The sequence below is a fragment of the Roseomonas sp. GC11 genome (assembly GCF_024437745.1).
Taxonomy (GTDB): domain Bacteria; phylum Pseudomonadota; class Alphaproteobacteria; order Acetobacterales; family Acetobacteraceae; genus Pseudoroseomonas.
The window spans coordinates 76,527-98,511 of record NZ_JANFNY010000002.1; the positions used below are offsets into that span (position 1 = coordinate 76,527).

The 21,985-nt window shown below is 66.0% G+C and carries 21 protein-coding genes; 6 read left to right on the forward strand and 15 right to left on the reverse strand.

Annotated elements, in window-relative coordinates; all coding sequences use genetic code 11:
- The 3 genes from trbG to NON00_RS01205 all read left to right on the forward strand — a co-directional run bounded on the left by trbG (nucleotide 1) and on the right by NON00_RS01205 (nucleotide 2,475).
- Complete coding sequence (trbG, locus tag NON00_RS01195) at nucleotides 1-1,023, forward strand: P-type conjugative transfer protein TrbG (RefSeq protein ID WP_256016836.1); 1,023 nt, start codon at nucleotides 1-3, stop codon at nucleotides 1,021-1,023.
- A 71-nt stretch (nucleotides 1,024-1,094) separates the two neighbouring features.
- Nucleotides 1,095-2,225, forward strand: coding sequence for a TrbI/VirB10 family protein (locus tag NON00_RS01200; protein ID WP_256016839.1), 1,131 nt, complete (start codon nucleotides 1,095-1,097; stop codon nucleotides 2,223-2,225).
- A gap of 1 nt (nucleotide 2,226) precedes the next feature.
- Nucleotides 2,227-2,475 (forward strand): DUF2274 domain-containing protein, encoded by a 249-nt coding sequence (locus NON00_RS01205; RefSeq protein ID WP_256016698.1) that lies wholly within the window; start codon nucleotides 2,227-2,229, stop codon nucleotides 2,473-2,475.
- Here NON00_RS01205 and NON00_RS01210 read toward each other — a convergent pair.
- From NON00_RS01210 to NON00_RS01225, 4 genes are all read right to left on the reverse strand, one after another.
- Nucleotides 2,467-3,360 carry a LysR family transcriptional regulator gene (locus NON00_RS01210; protein ID WP_256016701.1) on the reverse strand — a complete coding sequence of 298 codons (894 nt, stop codon included), beginning with the start codon at nucleotides 3,358-3,360 and terminating at the stop codon, nucleotides 2,467-2,469. The genes NON00_RS01205 and NON00_RS01210 overlap by 9 nt on opposite strands.
- A gap of 62 nt (nucleotides 3,361-3,422) precedes the next feature.
- On the reverse strand, nucleotides 3,423-4,292 hold the full coding sequence (locus tag NON00_RS01215; RefSeq protein WP_256016703.1) for an SDR family oxidoreductase: 870 nt from the start codon (nucleotides 4,290-4,292) through the stop codon (nucleotides 3,423-3,425).
- Between the two features lie 22 nt (nucleotides 4,293-4,314).
- Nucleotides 4,315-5,433: an alpha/beta hydrolase gene (locus tag NON00_RS01220; RefSeq protein WP_256016706.1), complete on the reverse strand. Its 1,119-nt coding sequence runs from the start codon at nucleotides 5,431-5,433 to the stop codon at nucleotides 4,315-4,317.
- Nucleotides 5,434-5,621: 188 nt separating this feature from the next.
- On the reverse strand, nucleotides 5,622-6,506 hold the full coding sequence (locus tag NON00_RS01225; protein WP_256016709.1) for an NmrA family NAD(P)-binding protein: 885 nt from the start codon (nucleotides 6,504-6,506) through the stop codon (nucleotides 5,622-5,624).
- 108 nt (nucleotides 6,507-6,614) lie between these two features.
- Between NON00_RS01225 and NON00_RS01230 the strand changes: the two genes are divergently transcribed.
- Complete coding sequence (locus NON00_RS01230; RefSeq protein ID WP_256016712.1) at nucleotides 6,615-7,508, forward strand: LysR family transcriptional regulator; 894 nt, start codon at nucleotides 6,615-6,617, stop codon at nucleotides 7,506-7,508.
- A 465-nt stretch (nucleotides 7,509-7,973) separates the two neighbouring features.
- Nucleotides 7,974-8,258 (forward strand): AlpA family transcriptional regulator, encoded by a 285-nt coding sequence (locus tag NON00_RS01235; RefSeq protein WP_256016715.1) that lies wholly within the window; start codon nucleotides 7,974-7,976, stop codon nucleotides 8,256-8,258.
- Here NON00_RS01235 and NON00_RS01240 read toward each other — a convergent pair.
- Nucleotides 8,224-9,480: a site-specific integrase gene (locus NON00_RS01240; RefSeq protein ID WP_256016718.1), complete on the reverse strand. Its 1,257-nt coding sequence runs from the start codon at nucleotides 9,478-9,480 to the stop codon at nucleotides 8,224-8,226. The two genes, NON00_RS01235 and NON00_RS01240, sit on opposite strands and share 35 nt — an antisense overlap.
- Before the next feature lie 292 nt (nucleotides 9,481-9,772).
- On the reverse strand, nucleotides 9,773-11,347 hold the full coding sequence (gene guaA / locus NON00_RS01245) for a glutamine-hydrolyzing GMP synthase (protein WP_256016721.1): 1,575 nt from the start codon (nucleotides 11,345-11,347) through the stop codon (nucleotides 9,773-9,775).
- A 137-nt stretch (nucleotides 11,348-11,484) separates the two neighbouring features.
- Between guaA and NON00_RS01250 the strand changes: the two genes are divergently transcribed.
- A complete protein-coding gene (locus NON00_RS01250) occupies nucleotides 11,485-12,207 on the forward strand; it encodes a DUF1028 domain-containing protein (RefSeq protein WP_256016724.1) in 723 nt (240 codons plus the stop codon).
- Between the two features lie 112 nt (nucleotides 12,208-12,319).
- On the opposite strand, the gene NON00_RS01255 is transcribed toward NON00_RS01250, so the two are convergent.
- The 9 genes from NON00_RS01255 to ccoP form a co-directional block, all read right to left on the reverse strand.
- Complete coding sequence (locus tag NON00_RS01255; protein ID WP_256016727.1) at nucleotides 12,320-13,234, reverse strand: SH3 domain-containing protein; 915 nt, start codon at nucleotides 13,232-13,234, stop codon at nucleotides 12,320-12,322.
- Between the two features lie 286 nt (nucleotides 13,235-13,520).
- Complete coding sequence (gene infC, locus NON00_RS01260; protein WP_305123150.1) at nucleotides 13,521-14,033, reverse strand: translation initiation factor IF-3; 513 nt, start codon at nucleotides 14,031-14,033, stop codon at nucleotides 13,521-13,523.
- A gap of 80 nt (nucleotides 14,034-14,113) precedes the next feature.
- Nucleotides 14,114-16,069 carry a threonine--tRNA ligase gene (gene thrS / locus NON00_RS01265; protein WP_256016730.1) on the reverse strand — a complete coding sequence of 652 codons (1,956 nt, stop codon included), beginning with the start codon at nucleotides 16,067-16,069 and terminating at the stop codon, nucleotides 14,114-14,116.
- Between the two features lie 294 nt (nucleotides 16,070-16,363).
- On the reverse strand, nucleotides 16,364-16,552 hold the full coding sequence (locus NON00_RS01270) for a hypothetical protein (protein WP_256016733.1): 189 nt from the start codon (nucleotides 16,550-16,552) through the stop codon (nucleotides 16,364-16,366).
- Entirely contained in the window at nucleotides 16,549-16,716 is a 168-nt protein-coding gene (gene ccoS, locus NON00_RS01275) for a cbb3-type cytochrome oxidase assembly protein CcoS (RefSeq protein WP_256016736.1), read from the reverse strand. Before ccoS ends, NON00_RS01270 begins: the two co-directional genes overlap by 4 nt.
- The gene (locus NON00_RS01280) at nucleotides 16,713-19,121 is read right to left on the reverse strand and encodes a heavy metal translocating P-type ATPase metal-binding domain-containing protein (RefSeq protein WP_256016738.1); all 2,409 of its coding nucleotides are present in this window, start codon (nucleotides 19,119-19,121) and stop codon (nucleotides 16,713-16,715) included. Before NON00_RS01280 ends, ccoS begins: the two co-directional genes overlap by 4 nt.
- Nucleotides 19,118-19,594: a FixH family protein gene (locus tag NON00_RS01285; protein WP_256016741.1), complete on the reverse strand. Its 477-nt coding sequence runs from the start codon at nucleotides 19,592-19,594 to the stop codon at nucleotides 19,118-19,120. The genes NON00_RS01280 and NON00_RS01285 overlap by 4 nt, the downstream gene beginning before the upstream one ends.
- Before the next feature lie 27 nt (nucleotides 19,595-19,621).
- Nucleotides 19,622-21,103, reverse strand: coding sequence for a cytochrome c oxidase accessory protein CcoG (gene ccoG, locus NON00_RS01290; protein ID WP_256016744.1), 1,482 nt, complete (start codon nucleotides 21,101-21,103; stop codon nucleotides 19,622-19,624).
- A gap of 6 nt (nucleotides 21,104-21,109) precedes the next feature.
- Nucleotides 21,110-21,985: a cytochrome-c oxidase, cbb3-type subunit III gene (gene ccoP, locus NON00_RS01295; protein ID WP_256016747.1), complete on the reverse strand. Its 876-nt coding sequence runs from the start codon at nucleotides 21,983-21,985 to the stop codon at nucleotides 21,110-21,112.

The following is a 21,985-nucleotide window of genomic DNA, read 5'->3' on the forward strand; positions in this document are numbered from 1 at the left end:
ATGCCGATTTTCCGTAAAGCCGGAGAACCGGCTTTCCGTACTCACACATTGGCGGCCTTGCTGCTTTCCGCCACAGCGGTGGCGGGCTGCGCGACGACGCAGAAGCCGCCCGAGATCAGCTACGACGACGCGCCGGCCGCCGTGCAAACCGTCGATCCTCCGGCACCCGTCACGGTCGTCGAACTGCCGAGGCCCCTTCCGCTGCCCGGACAGATGAAGCCGGTCGAGCAATCGCGGCGAGCGCCCGAGCCGGCCGACCCCACGGCGCGGGTCAATCAGGCCAATGCCGCCGCCCGCATCCAGCCGGTGCGCGATGGCTTCATCAACTCGATGCAGGTCTATCCCTTTACGCAAGGGGCGCTCTATCAGGTCTACACGGCCATCGGGCAGATCACCGACATCGCGCTCCAGCCCGGAGAGCAGCTCGTCGGCTCGGGGCCGGTGGCTGCCGGCGACACGGTGCGATGGATCATCGGCGATACGCAGAGCGGTTCCGGCGCGACGCTGCAGGTGCACATCCTGGTGAAGCCGACGCGGGCCGAACTTATGACCAATCTCGTCATCAACACCAACCTGCGCACCTATCACATGGAGCTGCGCTCGACAGAGCGCACCTATATGGCCTCCGTCTCCTGGCAATATCCGCAGGACCAACTCATCGCGCTGCGCCGCCAGAACGCCGAGGCACAGGCCACCCAGCCGGTGGCCACCGGCGTCGATCTCTCGCGCATCAACTTCCGCTACGAGGTGACCGGCGACCGCGCCGCGTGGCGGCCGCTGCGCGCCTATGACGACGGCCGGCAGGTCTTCATCGAATTCCCGAGGGGCATCGGCCAGGGCGAAATGCCACCGCTCTTCGTCGTCGGCGCCGAGGGCACCACTTCTGAACTCGTCAACTATCGGGTCCGCAACAACTACATGATCGTCGACCGGCTGTTCGCAGCCGCAGAGCTGCGCTTCGGCTCCGGCGACACGCAGAAGCGTGTCCGGATCACGCGCACCGACGGGAGGCCCGCGTCGTGACCGATGACCGGAACGATGAAGAAGAAGCCGGCGCGCCGCTGACGGGATCGGCGCCGGAGGCGGCCGCCCCGATGCGGCTGCGCGCCGAGGCTCCGCGTGTCACGCGGCTGTCGCGCAAGGTACTGGCGGGGCTCGGCCTGGCGGCGAGCCTCGGCCTCGGCGGCGCACTGGTCTACGCGCTCCAGGCCCGCAACGCCGGGCGTCCGCACGAGGAACTCTATTCGACCGACAACCGCTCGACCGCGGACGGCCTCCAGGGCCTGCCGCGAGACTATACCGGCGTGCCCCAGCTCGGGCCTCCGTTGCCCGGCGATCTCGGTCGGCCGATCGTCAGCGCTCAGAATCGTGGCCAGCCCGTGCCGACGCCCGGCGTCGCGCCAGTGCAGCCCGGTATCAGCCCGGAAGAGCAGCGCCAGCTGCAGGAGATCAAGACGGCGCGAACCAGCCGGCTGTTTGCGGCCTCGGAGGCGCGCACAACGACGCCGGCGACGACGAGCACGCCGACCCTGGCGCAGCCCGATCTAACGAGCCTTGGCCTCGCGCCGGCGGCGACGCCTACGGCCCAGGAGCGCCAACACGCGTTCCTCAACGCTCCGGTCGACCGGCGCACCGTTGCGGCCGACCGCGTCGCCGCGCCGGCATCGCCGAACATCCTGCAGGCGGGCGCGGTCATCTCGGCCGCGCTGGTCACCGGCATCCGTTCGGACCTCCCGGGTCAGATCACAGCCCAGGTCACCGAGAACATCTATGACAGCCCGACCGGCCGCATTCTGCTCGTGCCCCAGGGCACCCGCGTCATCGGCCAGTACGACAACAACGTCCAATTCGGACAGAGCCGCGTTCTCCTGGTCTGGAACCGCCTGATCTTCCCGAACGGCCGCAGTATCGTGCTCGAGCGCCAACCAGGCGCGGACGCCGAGGGCTACGCCGGTCTTCAGGACGGCGTTGACTACCACTGGTGGGATCTGGCGAAGGCCGCCGGCCTCTCGACGCTGCTCAGCGTCGGCGCCGAACTCGCCACCAACGACGACGACCGGCTGATCCAGGCTATCCGCAACGGCGGTCAGGACACGATCAACGACGCCGGCCAGCAGATCATCCGCCGCCAGCTCAACATTGCGCCGACGCTGACGATCCGACCGGGCTTCCCCGTCCGCGTCATCGTCACCCGCGATCTGGTGCTCGAACCTTACGGAGCGTAAAATGACGAAGCTGAAGCTCGGTGCGATCGCCGACGACAAGCCGGTCAAGGTGACGGTCGAGCTGCCAGCTCCTGTACATCGGGATCTCGTCGCCTATGGCGAAGTCTTGGCGCGCGAGACCGGCCGCCCGGTCGCCGATCCCGCGAAGCTCATCGCCCCAATGGTACAGCGGTTCATCACCACCGATCGTGCATTCGTTAAAGCAAAAAGAGCTCTTCTTGCGAGTAAATCAAACCTTGGGTCAGAGTGACGATTGGATCAAAGAAATGAAGTTTTTCAACGTAGCCCGCTTGTTATCTCGTCGCCAAACGAGGCTGGACACCACTGTGTCGCCACCATCCTTTATAGGGACGAATTTCACCTTAGGATAAACAGTGGCTGTAGCTGACAACGGCACCAGAGTTATGCCGAGTCCACTTCCTACCATATGCAGCAAATTATCTCGACCAACGTCATGAATGACAATTTTCGGGAAAAATCCAAGAGATGATAAATTCCTGATGATTATTCCCCTCACGTCGGGACCTGCATCTCGGAACGAGACTAGGAATTTCTCTGACTTTAAATCATTCCATAATACGTAATCATGTTCTACAAAATGTGATTTCATGGAGATCGCAACGCAAATTTTATCATCTGATAGTATGTGCATGTCGCATCCACGCGGGCACTCTGCACCAGAAATCAACGCTATATCAACAGACCCTTTTATAACGCCGTTTATATTCGATTCAGAGGTGGAGTCTTCTACGTAAACATCAATGTCTGGGAACTGCTCTACGAAGCTTTCTATGCATTTATTAAATCCGGCATACTCTAAAGACGTTATAAGTCCGACAGATATTTGGCCAGAATGCCCGCGCTTTGCAGCCAGCACCTCTCGATTTGCCCTCTCCATCACCTCAGCGGCCAAGCGAGCCTCCGACAGAAAGCGATGTCCGATTTCGGTGATGCTGACGCCCTTTCTGTTGCGTTCGAAGAGCTCGATTCCCAGTCGGCTTTCCAGCATCTGAACGCGCCTGCTCAACGTCGATTGGGATAATCCAAGATGATGCGCTGCGCGACGGAAACTACCAAAGTCAGCTATCGACAGCGCATACTTTAAATATCTAAAATCGAGTGAAATATCCGGCATGGTTTTGGTCCGTCGCACGTCAGAACCAGCCCGTAATTTGCGGGCGTTCGATCTTACCGCGCTTAGTTCGGCCCAAAAGCCTCATCGCAGACGTCTCGCCATCCCCGCCATCCCGAGAGGCGCTCCGTGTAATCATTCTCAATTGCTTCGAGAGCGCCATTTCCGAAGAACGCGCGAAGCGGCGGATTCTCAGTGTCGACCAGCTTGAGCATTGCCGCGGTAGAGTCTTGTGGATCGCCGGGCGTCATTGTGCCGAACATTTGAAGGATGCCTGTGCGGACACCATCGTACTCGTCCATAGGTTCAGCCTGCTTTGCCGAGGGGCCTGACCAGTCCGTGGCGTATGGCATCGGCTCTATCAGTGTTACCTTGACGCCAAATTCTCTGACCTCGGCGGTAAGGGCCTGACTCATGCCTTCAAGGGCCCACTTTGACGCGTTGTAGATGCCGAAGAACGGGAATGCCGTGACGCCACCAATAGAAGACACCTGGATAATGTGGCCGCTACCTTGTGCGCGCAGGTGCGGCAGCGCCGCCTGAGTGACCCAAAGCGCGCCGAAGAAATTCGTATCGAACTGCTCGCGCGCCTGTGCTTCAGACACCTCTTCGACCATGCCGAAGAGACCATAGCCCGCATTGTTGATGACGACATCAAGTCGACCGAAATGTGCGACTGCGGCCCCAACGGCGCGCTTTGCCGAGGTGGGATCGGTGACATCAAGTTCCAGTGGAAGAACCTGATTACCGTATTGCTCGACAATGGGCTTGAGAGCGCCAATGTTGCGCGCCGTGGCAACCACTCGGTCGCCACGAGCGAGAGCAGCCTCTGCCCAGACACGGCCGAAACCACGTGACGTGCCGGTAATGAACCAGACCTTTGAATTAGCAGACATGTTCACCTCTGTGCTGCCCTCGTCGCAGAGGGCGATCAAGTTTGGCGTTGTCGAGAGGGAATTACGATTTCAGATGCAGATCGAAGAACGCGTCGATTCGGTCGAACGGGATCTTGTCGTCCCGGTCGTATAGATCCGTGTGAATGGCATCCTTGACGATCAGCAGTTCCTTCGGTTCCTCCGCCGCCCTAAGAGCATCCTCGCTGAAGTAGCGGGAATGGGCTTTCTCCCCAGCGATGAGCAGAAGAGGACGCGGCGAGATCTCGGCAATGCGCGTCAGCATGGGCATGTCTACGAAGGGCAGCGGCGTGGTGGCGGTAAAGGCGCCTTCGGAGTTCAGCGACCGCTTGTGGAAGCCGCGCGGCGTCCGATAGAAATCGAAATACATCTTCACGACGGGATCGGTAACACCATCAAGCGTGGCCGGCAGGAAGCTTGGGCCGGCGCCCGGCGCACCATTCTTCGCATCCACCCAGCGCTGCTGGCTGATGTGCTCCAGCATGCCCGTGCGTCCCGCAAGGTCGACCTTGTCGTAGTAGCCATTGGCCATCAGGCGGGAGATATCGTACATGCTGATGGCGACGATGGCCTTGATGCGTTTGTCGACCGCCGTCGCATTCAGGGCGAAGCCACCACCGCCGCAAATCCCGAGGACGCCGATGCGCTGCTGATCCACATTGGGGAGCAAGCCGACGTAATCGACGGCCGCGCTGACATCTTCCGTATTAATCTCAGGTGAAGCCAAATTGCGTGGCTCGCCGCCGCTCTCGCCAGTATAGGACCGGTCGAATGCGATGGTCACGAAGCCTCGCTCAGCCATCATTTGCGCATAGCGACCCGAGACCTGCTCTTTGACGGAACCGAAGGGTCCGTCGACCACAAGAGCCGCCAGCCGCTGATTGGCCCGTCCCTGCGGCTCATAGAGATCAGCCGCCAACGTAATACCGTAACGGTTTTTGAAGGTCACTTTCTGGCAGTTGACCTTGGGGTTTTGGGGAAAGATCTTGTCCCATCCCTGGATCGGTCGGCTTGCTGCCCCGGGAGCGCGTGACACGCTGCCTTGAGCCCAGGCAGAGCGCGCCATGACCAGCATCGCCGCTCCTCCGACGAGCGTGTTGGTCATGAAGCCTTTGCGGCTGAGGCCGCGGGGAGGCGTATTGAACGGTGTTTCTTCGGTCATGGCGCTCTCTGCGAACAGGATGGTTGCGTTTGCGATGATCGTTGGCGCGGGAACCGCCCGCGCCAGGGCCGCAAGTTGCGTGCGTCGTCGACGAAGCCGAGCGGGTCGCAACGCGGATCTTCCTTCGAGTGGCTGTGTCTGCGGGCCTGGGCGTCTCGACGCGAACCGTCGTCGACGCCCAGGGCATTTCAGACCAACGCCATGGTCTTGCTGTTGCGGCGAACGATCGCGGCGATGGCTTCCTCGACACCGATCCGGCCGACGCGCTTGGTCGTTCCTGCGTCCTCGAACGAGAGCCAGCCCTCGTTGAAGCCATCGAGGCAATTCATCCACATCTCGGGATCCTTGATCCCCTGCTGACGGAAGATGCCTTCCCAAGCCGCATGCGGAATAGCTTGGGCCCCTACATCACGCCCCAGCGCCTTCCCGAAGGCCCTGGCGATGTCCTGCGGCGAAACCAGGCCCGGGCCATGCAGTTCGACGATACGGTGCCCCGTCCAGTCCTCCATCAGGAGTTCACCTGCAGTCCGGCCGGCATCAACAACAGAGACCATCGGAAGCGCCCGGTCGACCGGTTGAAGGAAGGAGTGAATGACGCCCTCATTCGTCGCGCTGGCCACATCCCACTCGGCGTTTTCGATGTACCAGGCGGGCCGCAGGAAGGTGATCGGCAGATCGACGTCCGCCAGTTCCTTCTCGAGGATGGTGAGTTCGCTGATCGTATTGCGTTGCGTAGACTGAGCACCCACGCTCGACAGAGCGACGACCTTGCCCGGACGCGCCGCCATGATCGCCGCGCGATAGGCCGCGACGATGGCTCGCGCTTTCGGCAGATCCTCCGGCTGATCAAGGCTCGGCGGTACGACGAGCATCACGCCTTCGCATCCCGAAAACGCCTTCGTCAGGGCGTCGCGGTCTTCCATCGTGGCCAAAGCGATCTCACATCCGCGATCTGCCCAGGCCTGAGCCTTGCCGGCATCGCGCGCGATGATCCGGACGGCCTTCCCCTGATCCACAAGGGTGCTAGCGGCAGCGCCGCCCACGCGGCCCGTGGCCGCAGTCACTGCAAACATCTGAAGTTCCTTTAACGAAAATCTCTTCGCTAGGGTCTTCGCATATTTGCATTGTGGATTTTAGCGCTATTATGTCTGCATAGATTTGACTCAAAGTCCGGAATTCACATGAGTTACGACAGCCGCCTGCTCTCCGGCGTGACAGTGTTGATGGCCGTTGTCGAAGCAGGAACGATGGCTCGCGCTGCCGAAGCTCTCGGCCTAACTCCCTCCGGGGTCGGGCGCGCTATAGCTCGGCTCGAGACTAGGATCGGCGTGCGCCTTCTGGACAGGACAACCCGTTCACTGCGGCTGACTGAAGAGGGGCGACGGTTCTATGAACAGGTCGGCCCGCATTTGGACAGCATTGAACAGGCAGCGATGGAGGCTTCCGGCTCAGCTGGAGTGGTCCGCGGCCGCTTAAGGGTCAACGTTGCCCCGATCGTATCACAGACCATCCTGTCCAATCGCCTTGGGGAATTTCTAGCCAGCTATCCCGAGGTGCGGCTCGAAATGATTATGAGGGACGCCGTAGGCGACCTCGTTGCCGACGGCTTTGATATGGCTCTTCGGTTCGGCGACCCACCTGAGACGCTGATCGCTCGCAAGCTAGCCGACATGCGAGTTATAACAGCCGCGTCGCCATCATACCTGGAGCGCAGAGGAAAACCGGCTCATCCATCTGATCTCGCTACCCACGACACGATCGACTTTTGGGATCCGTTGCGATCGCGAGCCTATGATTGGGAGTTCAGGCGTGGCGATGAGGTGCTTCCAATCAAGACCAACGCACGCCTCATGACGTCCGATGCAGCTACGATGCTGTGGGCATGTCTCGCTGGCGTCGGCATTTGTCAGATACCCCCTGTAGGTGCAGAGCATCATTTTCGCGAGGGTCGGCTAGTCGACTTGTTCCCCGACTGGCCTGGTGAGCGCTTTCCGCTATTTGCGCTTTATCCTCCTCGTCAACAACACTCGGCAAAAGTTCGAGCATTTGTCGAATTTGTAGAAGCGATAATTTGACCGAAATCTTCGATAATCCGAGAAACGAATGAGCCGCATCCGGCATGCCGATTGGGACTCGTTGTATATTTATTGCCTGCCGGACAGAAGTGACTAACGCAACCTCTGATCACCATGGATAGGGCCTCGTAGCATCAGAAGGACTTCACCTGCACGCTTTCGTACTCGAGAACATCAATAAGTGCCGCGCGGTGTCGCGGGATCAATCGACTCTGGCGTGGAGCCCCGCGTGTCACTGACGCCCGCGCCAACGCTTGCGTGTCGATATACTCTCGGATGTTCCCAGGGCTCACACCTTTTGGGCTCGACCATCAGCGCGTACTCGCCCCCTATGCTGCACCTGACGGCCAAGGGGAGCCCGCCAATGTGTACGCTACGGCCCGAAAATGCCGCACCGCATTTCGGAGGGGCTTCCAGTATCAGCAGCTATCGTTCTCAATCGCCCTAGCAACGATGGAGATTGAGATGGCGATAGCGGAAACGAGGCAAATCAGGAGAACCATCCGGCGCCACCAACTGCGTGAGATGGTGCCACTGGCTGACAGTACGATCTATGAAATGGAGCAGCGTGGTGAATTCCCGCGACGCTTCGCGCTCTCCCCAAGATGCATTGTCTGGGACCTGGCCGAAGTCGAAGGATGGCTGGAGACACGGCGAGCGGCGCCTGTTCGTCGCGCTCAGCACCCCGATGTCACAAAGCGGAAGACGCGTCCCGTTAAAGCGCGGGATCAAGCTCCATCAGAGGCATAGCCGGCGGCAGCAGAGTTGGGGCATGCTTCCGGCCATCTACCCAAGCGTCCACGATGTCGGCCCACTCTTGCATCATATGGCGGCGCTGCACCTCATATTCCGCCTTGTTGTATACGCCCCGCGATGACCGACCGTCTTCATGCGCCAGGCACTTTTCGATCCAGTCGCGATTGAAGCCCAGCTCATTGAGTAGGGTCGATCCAGTCCGTCGCAGGTCGTGGACCGTGAATGGCTCGAGCGGCAGCCCATCTTCCCTGGCCTGCTCCACAACGGAATAAGTGACACGGTTGAAAGTCGCTCGAGACATTGGAGCATCGGCGTCGTAACGCGAAGGCAGCAGATACCGGGAGTTGCCGGCGCAGGTCTTGAGCGCAATCATAATGTCGAGAGTCTGGCGGCACAGATAGACGTTGTGCGCCTTCGACCGCTTCATCCGCTCCTTGGGAATCGTCCAGACGGCGTTCTCGAAGTCGACCTCGTCCCACACCGCGTCCTGCAGTTCGCTCTTGCGCACCATCGTCAGCAAGAAGAGCCGCATTCCGAGCCGGATCGTCGGCAACGTCGCGACCTTTTCCAGCTCCTTCAACATCACTCGAATTTCCGCAGGCGAGAGCGCCCGATCCTTTGGCGTGAATGTCGCGATCGATGCGGGGCCTACGTCATCGGCCGGATTGGCAACCTTCTCTCCATGCAAGATCGCGAAGCCATAGATCTGCTTCAGGATATCCCGGACATGGATCGCTGTCGCCGGCGCGCCCCGATCGACAATCTTCCCGCAGTGGGCGCGAAGATCGTCTGGCGTGATCTCCGTGAGAAGGCGGTTGCGCCAGACTGGCAGTAGCTCACGCTCGAAAATGGAGCGACGCATCGCTCGGGTGCTGTCCGCCATCGGTGCATTGACCAGCCATTTTTCGCCGAACTCGCCGAAGCTCTTCGCTTCCTTGATACGACGCTTTTCGCGCTGCTTCTCAATGGCTGGCGACCGGCCCTCGCTGATCGCTCGCTTCGCATCCAGGCAGAGCTCCCGGGCTCGCGCCAGCGAGATTCCGTCTCGCCCGTATTTGCCCAAGTAGACCGTCTCGCGCCGCCCATTCAGCCGATAGTCCAGCCTGAACGAAAGGGCGCCTGACGGTGCGACGCGCACATACATGCCGTCGCGGTCCGTCACCTTGTACATTTTCTCTTTAGGTTTCAGTGCCTTGATCGCTGCATCCGTCAACATGCTGTGCCACCTCCAAAAAGTACCGTCACGCGGTTTTTGGGGGCTCTCGTCGGAAAAGTCTGCGTATTGTCAGCAGCTTAGCGTAAAAAAAGTACCGTCAGGAGCCTCATCTCTCCTGACGGTACTTCCAAATTTCGCCGCGATCAATATGAGCAAGGGCCGTCAGCGGGGCCGACGGCTCCGATCTATGCCCACCGATAGACATCGATAGATGACGACAGGAAAATTTATTTTTATCAGTGGGTTATGTCGAACTCTGGCGTAGTATCGGATACGCTCGGACACGCCAAAATCATTCCCACTCGATGGTGCCGGGGGGCTTGCTGGTGATGTCGTAGGTGACGCGGTTGATGCCGCGCACCTCGTTCACGATGCGCCCGGCCACGCGGGTCAGGAACTCCATCGAGAAGGGATAGACATCGGCGGTCATGCCGTCGGTGCTGGTGACAGCGCGCAGGGCACAGGCCTGGTCATAGGTGCGGCCATCGCCCATCACGCCCACGGTGCGCACCGGCAGCAGCACGGCGAAGGCCTGCCAGATCGCGTCGTACAGGCCGGCGGCGCGGATTTCTTCCAGGTAGATGGTGTCCACCTTCTGGAGGAGCTGCACCTTCTCGCGCGTCACCTCGCCGGGGATGCGGATGGCCAGCCCCGGCCCCGGGAAGGGGTGGCGGCCGACGATCTCCTCCGGCAGGCCGAGTTCGCGGCCGAGCGCGCGCACCTCGTCCTTGAACAGGTCGCGCAGCGGCTCCACCAGCTTCATCCGCATGTCCTCGGGCAGGCCGCCGACATTGTGGTGGGACTTGATGGTGACGGAGGGGCCGCCGGTGGCCGAGACACTCTCGATCACATCCGGGTAGAGCGTGCCCTGGGCGAGGAAGTCGGCGCCGCCGAGCTTGGCCTGCTCCTCCTCGAACACCTCGATGAAGAGGCGGCCGATGGTCTTGCGCTTCTTCTCGGGGTCGGTGACGCCGGCGAGCTGGCCCAGGAAGAGGTCCGAGGCGTCGCGGTGCACCAGCTTGATGTTGAAGCGGTCGCGGAAGGTGGCCACCACCTGCTCCGTCTCGCCCGCGCGCATCACGCCGTGGTCGACATAGATGCAGGTCAGCTGGTCGCCAATCGCCTCATGGATCAGCACGGCGGCCACCGAGGAATCGACGCCGCCGGAGAGGCCGCAGATCACCTTGCCGCTGCCGACCTGGGCGCGGATGCGGGCGATGGCCTCGGCGCGGAAGGCGGCCATGGTCCAGTCGCCCGCGCAGCCGCAGACGCCATGGGTGAAGTTCTTCAGCAGCGCCGCGCCATGCGGGGTGTGCACCACCTCCGGGTGGAACTGGATGCCGTAGAAGCGGCGGCTATCATCGGCCACCATGGCGTAGGGCGCGCCCTCGCTCACCGCGACGATGCGGAAGCCCTCGGGCAGGGCGGCGACGCGGTCGCCATGGCTCATCCACACCTGCTCGCGCGCGCCGGGGGACCACAGCTCGCGCGTCAGGGCGCAGGCTTCCCTCACCTCGACATAGGCGCGGCCATATTCCTGGTGGTCGCTCTTCTCGACCCGCCCGCCGAGCTGCATGCACATGGTCTGCTGGCCGTAGCAGATGCCAAGGACGGGGATGCCCATCTCGAACACCACCTGCGGCGCGCGGGGGCTGCCCTCATCCACCGTGCTGGCCGGGCCGCCGGAGAGGATGATGCCCCGCGGCGCGAAGGCCTGGATGCGCGAGGCCTCGGCCGTGAAGGGCCAGATCTCGCAATAGACCCCGGCTTCCCGCAGGCGCCGCGCGATCAGCTGCGTCACCTGGCTGCCGAAATCGAGGATGAGGATGCGGTCGTGATGGACGCTGGGGGAGGTCAGGTCGGTCATGCGGGCTTCCACCACAGTCCTGTTTCGATGGCAAGGCTTTCGCGCGCCACAACAGGGTTGCGAAGGTGGCACCCCTCTTGATCCGCGCGCCCGCCCCCGCCACCGTGGCGGTCCAGAGCCCGCAGGAGCGCTTGCCCATGACCTGGTCCATCGTCGCGCATGATCCCGGGACGGGGGCCTTCGCCGTCGCCGTCACCACCTGTGCCTTCGCGGTGGGCGCCTCCTGCCCGCATGTGCGGGCGGGCGTTGGCGCGGTGTCCACCCAGTCCTTCACCAACCGCTATCTGGCGCCGGCGGTGCTGGACGGCCTGGCGCGCGGCCTGCACCCGGCGGACGCCATCCAGGGCGCCCTGGCCGGGGACAAGGGCAGCGACATGCGGCAGATCCACGCCGTGGACATCCACGGCAACACCGCCGTCTGGACGGGGGAAAGCTGCGTGTCCTGGGCGGGCAGCGAGGCCGGGCCGGGCTTCTCGGTGGCGGGCAACATGCTGGCCGGCCCGGCCGTGGTGGCCGACACCGCCGCCAGCTTCCGCGCCGCCGCCACCCTGCCCCTGCCGGAGCGGCTGATGGCGGCGCTGGAAGCCGGGCAGGCCGCCGGCGGCGACCGCCGCGGCCGGCAATCCGCCGCCATGAAGCTGGTGACGACGGAAGATTTCCCCGATCTCGACCTCCGCGTGGACGACCATGCGGAGCCGCTGGCGGAACTGCGCCGGCTGGTGACCATCTGGCGCAGGGACCGTGCCCCGGCCCTGGCCTTCGCCCCGCGCAAGGGCGACCCCTCGGGCCTGATCGACAAGACCATGTACGAGGCCGGCTGGCGCGCGCGCGGCCTGGATCTGGCCTTTCCGGGCCGCTGAGTTTTTTTCAGTCTGGCGTCCCGCCTCCGGCTATCCGCGAGACGCCAACTGAAAAAGTTTTTTGGTTCTTTTTTCCAAAAAAGAACCCTTTCTTTCAAACTCCCTAAACCATCTACCGCCCTGGCGGCCTGTCGCGATCCGGGCGCCCGCCGGGTGGTCCACCGGGTGGTCCACCGGGCGGGCGCCCTGGTGGTGGCCCTGGTGGTGGCCCACGATCCATGCCCGGCGGGCGCGGCGGCGGGGGCGCGGGCGGCGGGTCGCGCCGGGGGGGCGGCTGGAATCCGGCGCCGGGCGGCGGCGGGCGGAACCCAGGTCCTGGCGGTGGAGGCCGGAATTCCGGCGTATTTGGCGGCGGCCGGAAGCCGGGGGCCATGGGTGGCGGGCGGAACTCCGGGGCAATCGGCGGTGGCCGGTAATAGCCGGGCGGCGGCGGCGGTGGTGGCCTGTAATAGCCGGGCGGCGGCGGTGGCGGCGGCCTGTAATAGCCGGGCGGCGGCGGTGGCGGCGGCCGGTAATAGCCGGGCGGCGGCGGCGGTGGTGGCCGGTAATAGCCGGGCGGCGGCGGTGGCGGCGGGCGATAGGGGTAGCCCGGCGGCGGTGGCCGGTAATAGGCCGGCGGCGGGTAGCGCTGCTCCCAGCGGTAGCGTTCCCGGTACCAGGCGCGCTCGCGGTAATAGGAGTCCCAATAGCTGCCGAGGGCGAAGCCCACCAGCGGGATGCCCACCACCGCCGCGACCAGGGGCAGCGAGACCATCCCGCGCTCCTGCGTCAGCATTTGCAGATAGTTGCCATCCAGCCAGCCACGATCCGGGCCGATGCCGATATCGCACCACGCATAATCCTGCGTGCAGCCGAAGACCTCGACGGTGGAGCCGGCCTCGATGCCGGCGACCACGGGGAAGTCTCCGCCCGGCCCGGCGAAGAGCTTTAGCGGGGCGGAGACGATGGCCTGCTCCGCCATGGCCCGGCCGGAGAGCAGGGGCAGGGCCAGCAGGGCCGCCGACAAGGCCAGGAGAGCGCGTTTCATCCAGATTCCTCCCGCCCGATGGGGCGGCCAGGGAAGACGGCCAGGAGGGCTGGCCCGGCTGCCGGGCATCCCTGTCCTCGTCCTAGGGGTGGATAGGGGATGAAAGTGTTAAGAGTGGGGCCAAAAAGAAGGCCCTGGCCTTGCTGCCAGAGCCACGGAAAAGGCGCCACGGAAAAGGCGCCACGGAAAAGGCGCCACGGAAAAGCCGCCACAGAATTAAGATGCCGCTCGGCGGGCGCCACGGCATGGGCGCGGGTGGCCGGGCACGAGGCCCGGCCCCAACGGGTTACTTGGGCGCCAGCACCATGATCATCTGGCGGTTCTCCAGGCGGGGCATCTGCTCCACCTTGGCGAGCTCGGCCAGTTCGGTGCGGATGCGCTCCAGCACCTTCACGCCAAGGTCCTGGTGCGCCATTTCACGGCCGCGGAAGCGCAGGGTGACCTTCACCTTGTCGCCTTCCTCGATGAAGGACTTCGCGGCCCGCATCTTCACTTCGTAATCGTGGTCATCAATGTTCGGGCGAACCTTGATTTCCTTGATCTCGACGATCTTCTGCTTCTTGCGGGCCTCGTTGGCCTTCTTCTGCTGCTCGTACTTATACTTGCCGTAGTCGAGGATCTTGCAGACCGGCGGCACGGCGTTGGGGCTGATCTCCAGGAGATCCATGCCCACCTCATAGGCGCGCAGCAGGGCCTCGCGCGCGCTCATCACGCCGATCATCTCGCCGTCCTGGTCGATCAGGCGCACCTGCGGGACGCGGATCTCCTCATTCACCCGCGGTCCGTCGCGGGGCGGCAGCTGGTTCGGAATAGGGCCTCGGGCCAGAGTCGGCTCCTGTCGCTGTTGGAACGAAATCAGACTGTCTTATGGTGCAGGGGTCAGCCCGCTGCAACCTCTGCGTTGGGCTTCAGATCGGGAGGCGTGGCCTCCGCCGCAAGGGTGGCCACGGCCTCCTCCAGCGACATCGTCACCTGGTCCCGCCCGGGCAGGCGGCGCAGCACCACCTTGCCTTCCTCCGCCTCGCGGCGGCCGATCACGGCCAGCACGGGCACGCGCTGGTCGATATGGTCCACCACCTTGCGGTTGATCTTCTCATTGCGCAGGTCGAGCTCGACGGAGAGCCCGGCCTTCTGCAGCGCCGCCGCCACCTGGCGGGCGAAGGGCGCCGCCTCGTCCACGATGGTTGCCACCGCCACCTGCACCGGCGCCAGCCAGAGCGGGAAGCGCCCGGCATGCTGCTCGATCAGGATGCCGATGAAGCGCTCGAAGCTGCCCAGGATGGCGCGGTGCAGCATGACGGGACGGTGGCGGTTGCCATCCTCCCCCACATACTCGGCATCCAGCCGCTCCGGCAGCACGAAATCCACCTGCAGCGTGCCGCACTGCCAGTCCCGGCCGATGGCGTCGCGCAGCACGAATTCGAGCTTCGGGCCGTAGAAGGCGCCCTCCCCCGGGTTCAGCTCGTATTCGACGCCGGCGATGCGGCAGGCTTCCTTCAGCGAGCCCTCGGCCTTGTCCCAGATGGCATCCGTGCCGGCGCGCTTCTCCGGCCGGTCGGAGAACTTCACGCGGAATTCGGGGAAGCCCAGGTCACGGTAGATGGCCGAGAGCAGGGCGACGAATTCCACCGTCTCGGCGGCGATCTGGTCCTCCGTGCAGAAGATGTGCGCGTCATCCTGCACGAAGCTGCGCACGCGCATGATGCCATGCAGCGCGCCGGAGGGCTCGTAGCGGTGGCAGGCGCCGAACTCGGCCATGCGCAGCGGCAGTTCGCGGTAGCTGCGCAGGCCGTGGTTGAAGATCTGCACATGGCAGGGGCAGTTCATCGGCTTCAGGGCCAGGATGCGGTCCTTCTCGGACTCGTCATCCACGGTCGCGATGAACATGTTCTCCCGGTACTTGTCCCAGTGGCCGGAGGCCTCCCACAGGCGGCGGTCCACCAGCTGGGGCGTGCGCACCTCCTGGTAGGCGGCGGCGTCCAGGCGGCGGCGCATGTAGTTCTGCAGCGTGCTGTAGAGGCGCCAGCCCTTGGGGTGCCAGAAGATCGAGCCCACCGCCTCCTCCTGGAGGTGGAAGAGGCTCATCTCCTTGCCGATCTTGCGGTGGTCGCGGCGCTCCGCCTCCTCCAGCTGGTGGAGATAGGCGTCGAGTTCCTTCTGGTCGCGCCAGGCGGTCGCGTAGATGCGGCTCAGCATGGCGTTGCGGTGGTCGCCGCGCCAATAGGCGCCGGCCACCTTCATCAGCTTGAAGGCCGTGCCGATATCGCCCGTGCCGCGCATATGCGGGCCGCGGCAGAGGTCCAGCCATTCGCCCTGGCGGTAGATGCTGATCGGCGCATCCTCCGGCAGGTCACGGATCAGCTCGGCCTTGTAGCGCTCGCCCTTGGCCTCGAAGAAAGCAATGGCCTGCTCGCGCGGCCAGACCTCGCGCACGAAGCTGGCGTTGCGCGCGACGATCTCGCGCATCTTCGCCTCGATCTTCGGGAAGTCCTCCGGCGTGAAGGGCTCGTTGCGCGCGAAGTCGTAATAGAAGCCGTTCTCGATGGCCGGGCCGATCGTCACCTGCGTGCCGGGGAACAGCTCCTGCACCGCCTCGGCCAGCACATGGGCGGCATCGTGGCGGATCATCTCCAGCGCCTCAGGGTCCTTGCGCGTGATGAAGCGCAGGGAAGCATCCGAGTCGATGACATGCGACAGGTCGCGCAGCACGCCATCCACCTGCATGGCCAGGGCGGCCTTGGCCAGGCCCGGCCCGATGGCGGCGGCCACGGTCGTGCCCGTCACGGCCTCGTCAAAGACGCGGACGGACTGGTCGGGCAGCGTGATCGCAGGCATAGGTCGGGTTTTCCCAGGGTAAGGGTCTTTCGGGCGGCGGACCATGAGCGCCCAAGGCAGATGCGTCAACGCCAAAAGGGTTGACTTATCCTGAAAGGTGGGACGCGGGGGCCGCGCGGCCGCTCATGGCAGGGAAAGAGAAATTTTCAGGTAAGGAAGATTTTTCTTTTTCTGAAGAAAAAGAAACAAAAAGACTTTTTTCAGTCTGGCGTCCCGCCTCAGGCCATCCGCGGGACGCCATCTGAAAAAAGTTTTTTGGTTCTTTTTTTCAAAAAAGAACGAGACCTTTTTCCCTCAATGCTTGCGGGCATCCGCCTCGTCATAGGTCAGCTTCACCAGGAAAAGAGCGAAGCCGACGCCGAAGACGAAAAGGCTGAGGGCGAAGAGGGTCAGCGCCCCATCCATCGAGACGCCGGCCTGGAGCAGCCCGGCCAGGGCGATCAGGGCGGAGAAGACCAGGAAGAAGATACGGGTGCGGCTCATGGCGGGCCTCGGCGGTGGGTGGGGCGGGAATCGTCGAAGAGGATGCGGGCGGCGGCGCCGTCCAGGTCGTCATACTGGCGGCTGCGCAGCGTCCACAGGAACAGCAGCAGCGCCAGCAGGCCGAGGAAGAGCGCCATCGGCACCAGCAGCAGGAGCGCACTCATGACTTCACCTTCCCCGCCCGCAGCGCGTTGAGGATGACGATGATGGAGGAAGAGGCCATCACCAGCGCCGCGATCAGCGGCGTGGCGTATCCGAACACGGCGCAGGGCACGGCGACTATGTTATAGATCAAGCTCATCGCGATATTCTGCCGCGCCAGCCGCTGCGCCCGCCGCGCCACGCGGATGGCATAGGGCAGGACGGACAGCCCCTCCCCCCGCAGCACGAAATCCGCCGCCGTCTGGGCGAGGTCCGTCGCCCCCTGCGGGGTGGCGGAGGCATGGGCCAGAGCCAGGGCGGCGGCATCGTTGATGCCATCGCCCACCATCAGCGGCCGGCGCCCGGCCACCGAGAGGGCGGCGATGCGCTCGGCCTTTTCCTCCGGCGTGGCACGGGCCTGCCAGGGGCCGATGCCGGCGGCATGGGCGGCGGCCTCCACAGCCGGCGGCGCATCGCCCGAGACGAGTTCCGCCTCCAGCCCAAGCTCGGCCAGGGCGGCGATGGCGGGGGCGGCATCCTCGCGCAGCCTGTCGGCGAAGCGGAAGGGCACCGGGGAGAGGCCGGGCCGGGCGAACCACAGGGTCAGCCCCTCATCCTCCTGCGCCAGGCCGATGAAGGGGGCGCTGCCCAGCCGGATCTCGCCCTGCGGCGTGGCGACGCGCAGGCCATGGCCCGGCACCTCCTCCACCGCCGGCGGCGCGGCCGGCGCCTCCGGGCAGGCGGCGACCAGCGCGCGGGAGAGCGGGTGGCGCGAGGCGCGGGCGATGGCGGCGGCCTCGCGCAGGGCGGAGGCGGGGCGGCCCGGCTCCTCCAGCAGCACGGGGCGGCCCTCGGTCAGGGTGCCGGTCTTGTCGAAGACGACATGGCCGGCGCTCGCCAGCCGCTCCAGCCCGGTGGCGGAGGCCACCAGCACGCCGCGCCGGAACAGCGCGCCGCTCGCCGCCACCTGCACCGCCGGCACGGCGATGGCGAGGCCACAGGGGCAGGTGATGATCAGCGCCGCGACGGCGGGCACCAGCGCCTCCTGCCAGGAGACGCCGACGCCCTGCCACCAGCCGAGGAAGGTGCCGAGCGCCACGGCATGCGCCACCGGCACATAGAAGCGCGCCGCCTTGTCGGCGATGGAGACGAAGCGGCCGCGCGCCTGCTCCGCCCGCTCCAGCAGCCGGGCCATGGCGGCCAGCGAGCCATCCGCCGCCGCGGCGGTGACGCGCAGCGCGAAGGGGTTGCCCAGGTTCACCATGCCGGCGGCCAGGGCATCGCCCCGGCGGAAGCGGCGCGGCAGGCTCTCGCCCGTGGTGGCGGCGGTGTCGAGCAGGGCCTCCTCCGCCTCCAGCACGCCATCGAGGCGCAGCCGCTCGCCGCTGGCCAGCAGGATGCGCTCCCCGGCCTGGATGGCGGCGGCGGGGCAATGGGTGGTGATGCCGCCCGCCTCCAGCCGCTGCACCGTGCCATCCTGTAGCGCCAGCAGCTCGGCCACCGCCTGGCGGGCGCGGCGGCGGGCGGCGCGGTCCAGCACCCGCCCGGCCAGCAGCAGGGCGAGCAGCGCCGTCGCCCCGTCGAACCAGGTGTAGGGCCCGTTGCGCAGCGTCTCGGAGAGCGACATCACCGTGCTGGCCAGGATGCCGAGCGAGACGGCGAGGTCCATGTTCGGCCGCCCCGCGCGCAGGCTCTGCCAGGCGGAGCGGTAGAAGGGCAGCCCCGCCACCAGCACCACCGGCAGGCCGATCAGCGCGGCGAGCCAGTGCATCAGGTGGCGCGTGGCGGCGCCCATGTCGCCCCCGGCCCAGACGGCGACGGAGACGAGCATGACATTCATCATGCCGAAGGCGGCGATGCCGAGGGCGCGCACCAGTTCCCGCCCCTCCGCATCCTCGGTGGCGCGCAGGCAGGCGGGGGACCAGGGGGCGGGGCGGAAGCCCAGCCGGGCGACCAGGGCGGCCAGGGCCTTGGCCTTCTCCGCCCCGCCGCGCCAGTCGATGGTCAGGCGCCGGGCGGAGAGGCTGGCGCGGGCGCGCAGCACCTCCGGATCGGCGGCCAGGGCCTGCTCCACCAGCCAGACGCAGGCGCCGCAGGTCAGGCCGCCCACCATCAGCTCCAGCCTGTGGGTGCCGCCCTGGCCGGGGGTGGCGAGGGCGGCGAAATCGGTGTCGGAGGGGACCTCAGCGGCGGCATCGGCCGGGCGCAGGGCGCCCGCCGCCATCTCCCGCCGGCGGTAGAAGGCATCGAGGCCGAGGCCGGAGACCAGGGCATGCGCGCCCTCGCAGCCGGCGCAGCAGAAGCGGCCGGCCCCCTCCGGCAGTGGGGCCGGCCGCGGCGCGGACAGCAGCGCGGGCAGCGGCGCGCCGCAATGCGCGCAGGCGGCCGGCGCCCGGCTGGCGGAGGGGGCGGGGGCGATGACGTTCACCGCACCACCACCCGCTCACGGATATCGAATTCCTCGCCGCGCGGGCCGGTCATCACCAGCCGCGCCTCCCATTGCCCGCGCCGCGGCAGGGCGAGCGGCGCGGTGAAGCGGCCCGGCCCCTCGGCGGCGATCTCCAGCGGCACGGTGCCGCCCTCCAGCGGGCGCTCCATGTCGCCGCGCAGCACGCCGGGCACGGGGGCGCCGGCGCGGTCGCGCAGCTCGACCACCAGCCGCTCCCCCTCCACCCGGAGGGTGGCATTCCAGCCCAGCGCCTCCTGCCGCGCCGTCTCGGCCAGCACGTCGTTATAGGCGAGGCCGCGGTCATAGGCGTGGCCCTGGGTGACGCCGGTGAAGGTGGACAGCGCCTTCCAGATGAGCACGCCATTGACGGCGATGACGAGGCCGAGCGCGCCGACAAAGACCCAGGGGATCCAGCGGCCGCGGCGGGGGTCGAAGGGGATGGTGCCGGACATGGGGCTACTCCGTCACTCGGGGGACAGTCATTTGGGGGCGAGGAAGACGCTGCGCTCATCCACCGCCGTGGCGCCATCGGCGCCGAGCAGGCGGAAGCGCACGGGCGTGCTCTCCGGCAGGGTGGCGCCGCGCGGGGCGGTGACGAGCACGCGCCACTGCGTGAGGCTCTCGCGCTGCATGGCCAGCACGGGGCGGCCCTGGGCATCGGCGGGCGCCTCCTGCACCGCGAGGCGGAAGCCCGGCGGCGCGTCCAGCACCAGGGTCAGCGCCGCCTCGGGCCGGCTGCGGTTGCCGAGCTTCAGCGTATAGGCGTTGCGGATGCTGCCATCGGAGAGGCGCACATAGATCGGCGCGCGGTCGCGCAGCACGGCGATGGTGACGGTCTCGCGCAGGACGAAGGCGGTCAGCATCACCGCCACCACGCCGCCCAGCACGCCGGCATAGAGCCAGGTGCGCGGGCGGGAGAAGCGCACCGGCTGGCGCGCCTTCATGCCGCAGACCTGCCGCACCGGGCCGGGCGCCACGCTGGCGGTGGCCGCGTTGCTGGCGGCGAGGTTGGCCAGCGTCTCGAAGGCGACCAGCCCGGCCGGGCGGTTCAGCTTGGTCATCACCTCGTCGCAGGCATCGATGCAGAGGCCGCAGCCGATGCATTCGAGCTGCTGGCCGTCGCGGATGTCGATGCCGGTGGGGCAGACATGGACGCAGGCGCGGCAGTCGACGCAGTCGCCGACACCCTCGGCCTTGGCCTTGCCGCGCGGCTCGCCGCGCCAGGCGCGGTAGGTGACGACGAGCGAGTTCTCGTCGAGCATGGCCGCCTGGAAGCGCGGCCAGGGGCACATATAGGTGCAGACCTGCTCCCGCGCCCAGCCGGCGAGGAGGTAGGTGGTGCCGGTGAACAGGCCGAAGAAGAAATAGGTCTGCAGGCTGGCGCCGCCGGTCAGCAGGCTGGCGACCAGCGTCGGCGCGTCCTGGTAGTACATGATCCAGGCGCCGCCGGTGGCGGCGGCGATGGCGAGCCACGCGGCATGCTTGGCCAGCTTGCGCAGGAACCTGTCGCGCGACCAGGGCGCGGCATCGCGCTTCATCCGCGCGTTGCGGTCGCCCTCGATGCGGCGCTCGATCCACATGAAGAGATCGGTCCACACCGTCTGCGGGCAGGCGAAGCCGCACCAGACGCGGCCGAACAGGCTGGTGACGGCGAAGAGCCCGATGGCGCCGAGCACCAGCAGGCCGGTGATGAAATAGATTTCCTGCGGCCAGATCTCGATATTGAACAGAAAAATCCGCGCATTGGCGATATCCACCAGCACGGCCTGGCCGGGCATCCCCGGGCCGCGATTCCAGCGCAGCCAGGGGACGAGGTAGTAGAGCGTGAGGCACGCGATCAGGATCGCCCACTTGGCGCGCCGCACCCGGCCCTGGACCGCCTTCGGGTAGACCTTCTGGCGGCTGGCGTAGAGCGAGCCTTCTTCCTGGGGGGCAACGCCCTTGGGGTCGATCCTGCTCATCGGGCGTTACTCCGCCTCACCGCCGCCCAGCGCATGGACATAGACGGTGAGCATGTTGACCACCGCCGGGTCCAGCCGCGCGCCCCAGGCCGGCATCACGCCGGCGCGGGCATAGGAGATGCTGTGCACGATGGAAGCCTTGTCGCCGCCATAGAGCCAGACCTGGTCGGCGAGGTTGGGCGCGCCCATCTCGCGGTTGCCGCGGCCGGTCTCGCCATGGCAGGCCACGCAGTTCTCGGCGAAGAGCGCGGCGCCGCGCTGCGCCGCCGCCGCATCCTTCGCGCGGCCGGAGAGGCTCAGCACATGCTCGGCCACATCATTCACCTGCGCGGACTTCAGCAGGCCGTCGGCGAGGAAGCGCGGCATGATGCTGCTGCGCGCCGCGTCATCCTCGGTGTTGCGGATGCCGTGCAGGATGGTGGTCTTGATGTCGTCGAGCTTGCCGCCCCAGATCCAGTCGTCATCGGCGAGGGTCGGGAAGCCGCCCGGCGCGCCCTGCCCGCCCGCGCCATGGCAGCCGGCGCAGTTGTTGGCGAAGGCGACGCGCCCGCCGGCGAGGGCATAGGCGCGCATCTCCGGGTCCGCCACGATCTGCTGCGGCGTCGCCTCGCGCAGGCGGGCCAGGACCGGGGCCTGCTGCTGGGCGCGCTCGGCCATCTCCTGCTGGATGGCGCCGCGCGCCGTCCAGCCGGTCAGCCCCGTGGCGCCCCTGATCGGCAGCGCCGGGTAGAGCACCACCCAGACCGCCGCGAAGGCGATGGTGGCGTAGAACACATAGAGCCACCATTTCGGCAGCGGCGTGTTCAGTTCCTTGATGCCGTCCCATTCATGGCCGGTGGTGTCCCGGCCGCTGACGGCGTCCTTCTCGATCTTGGTCGGCAT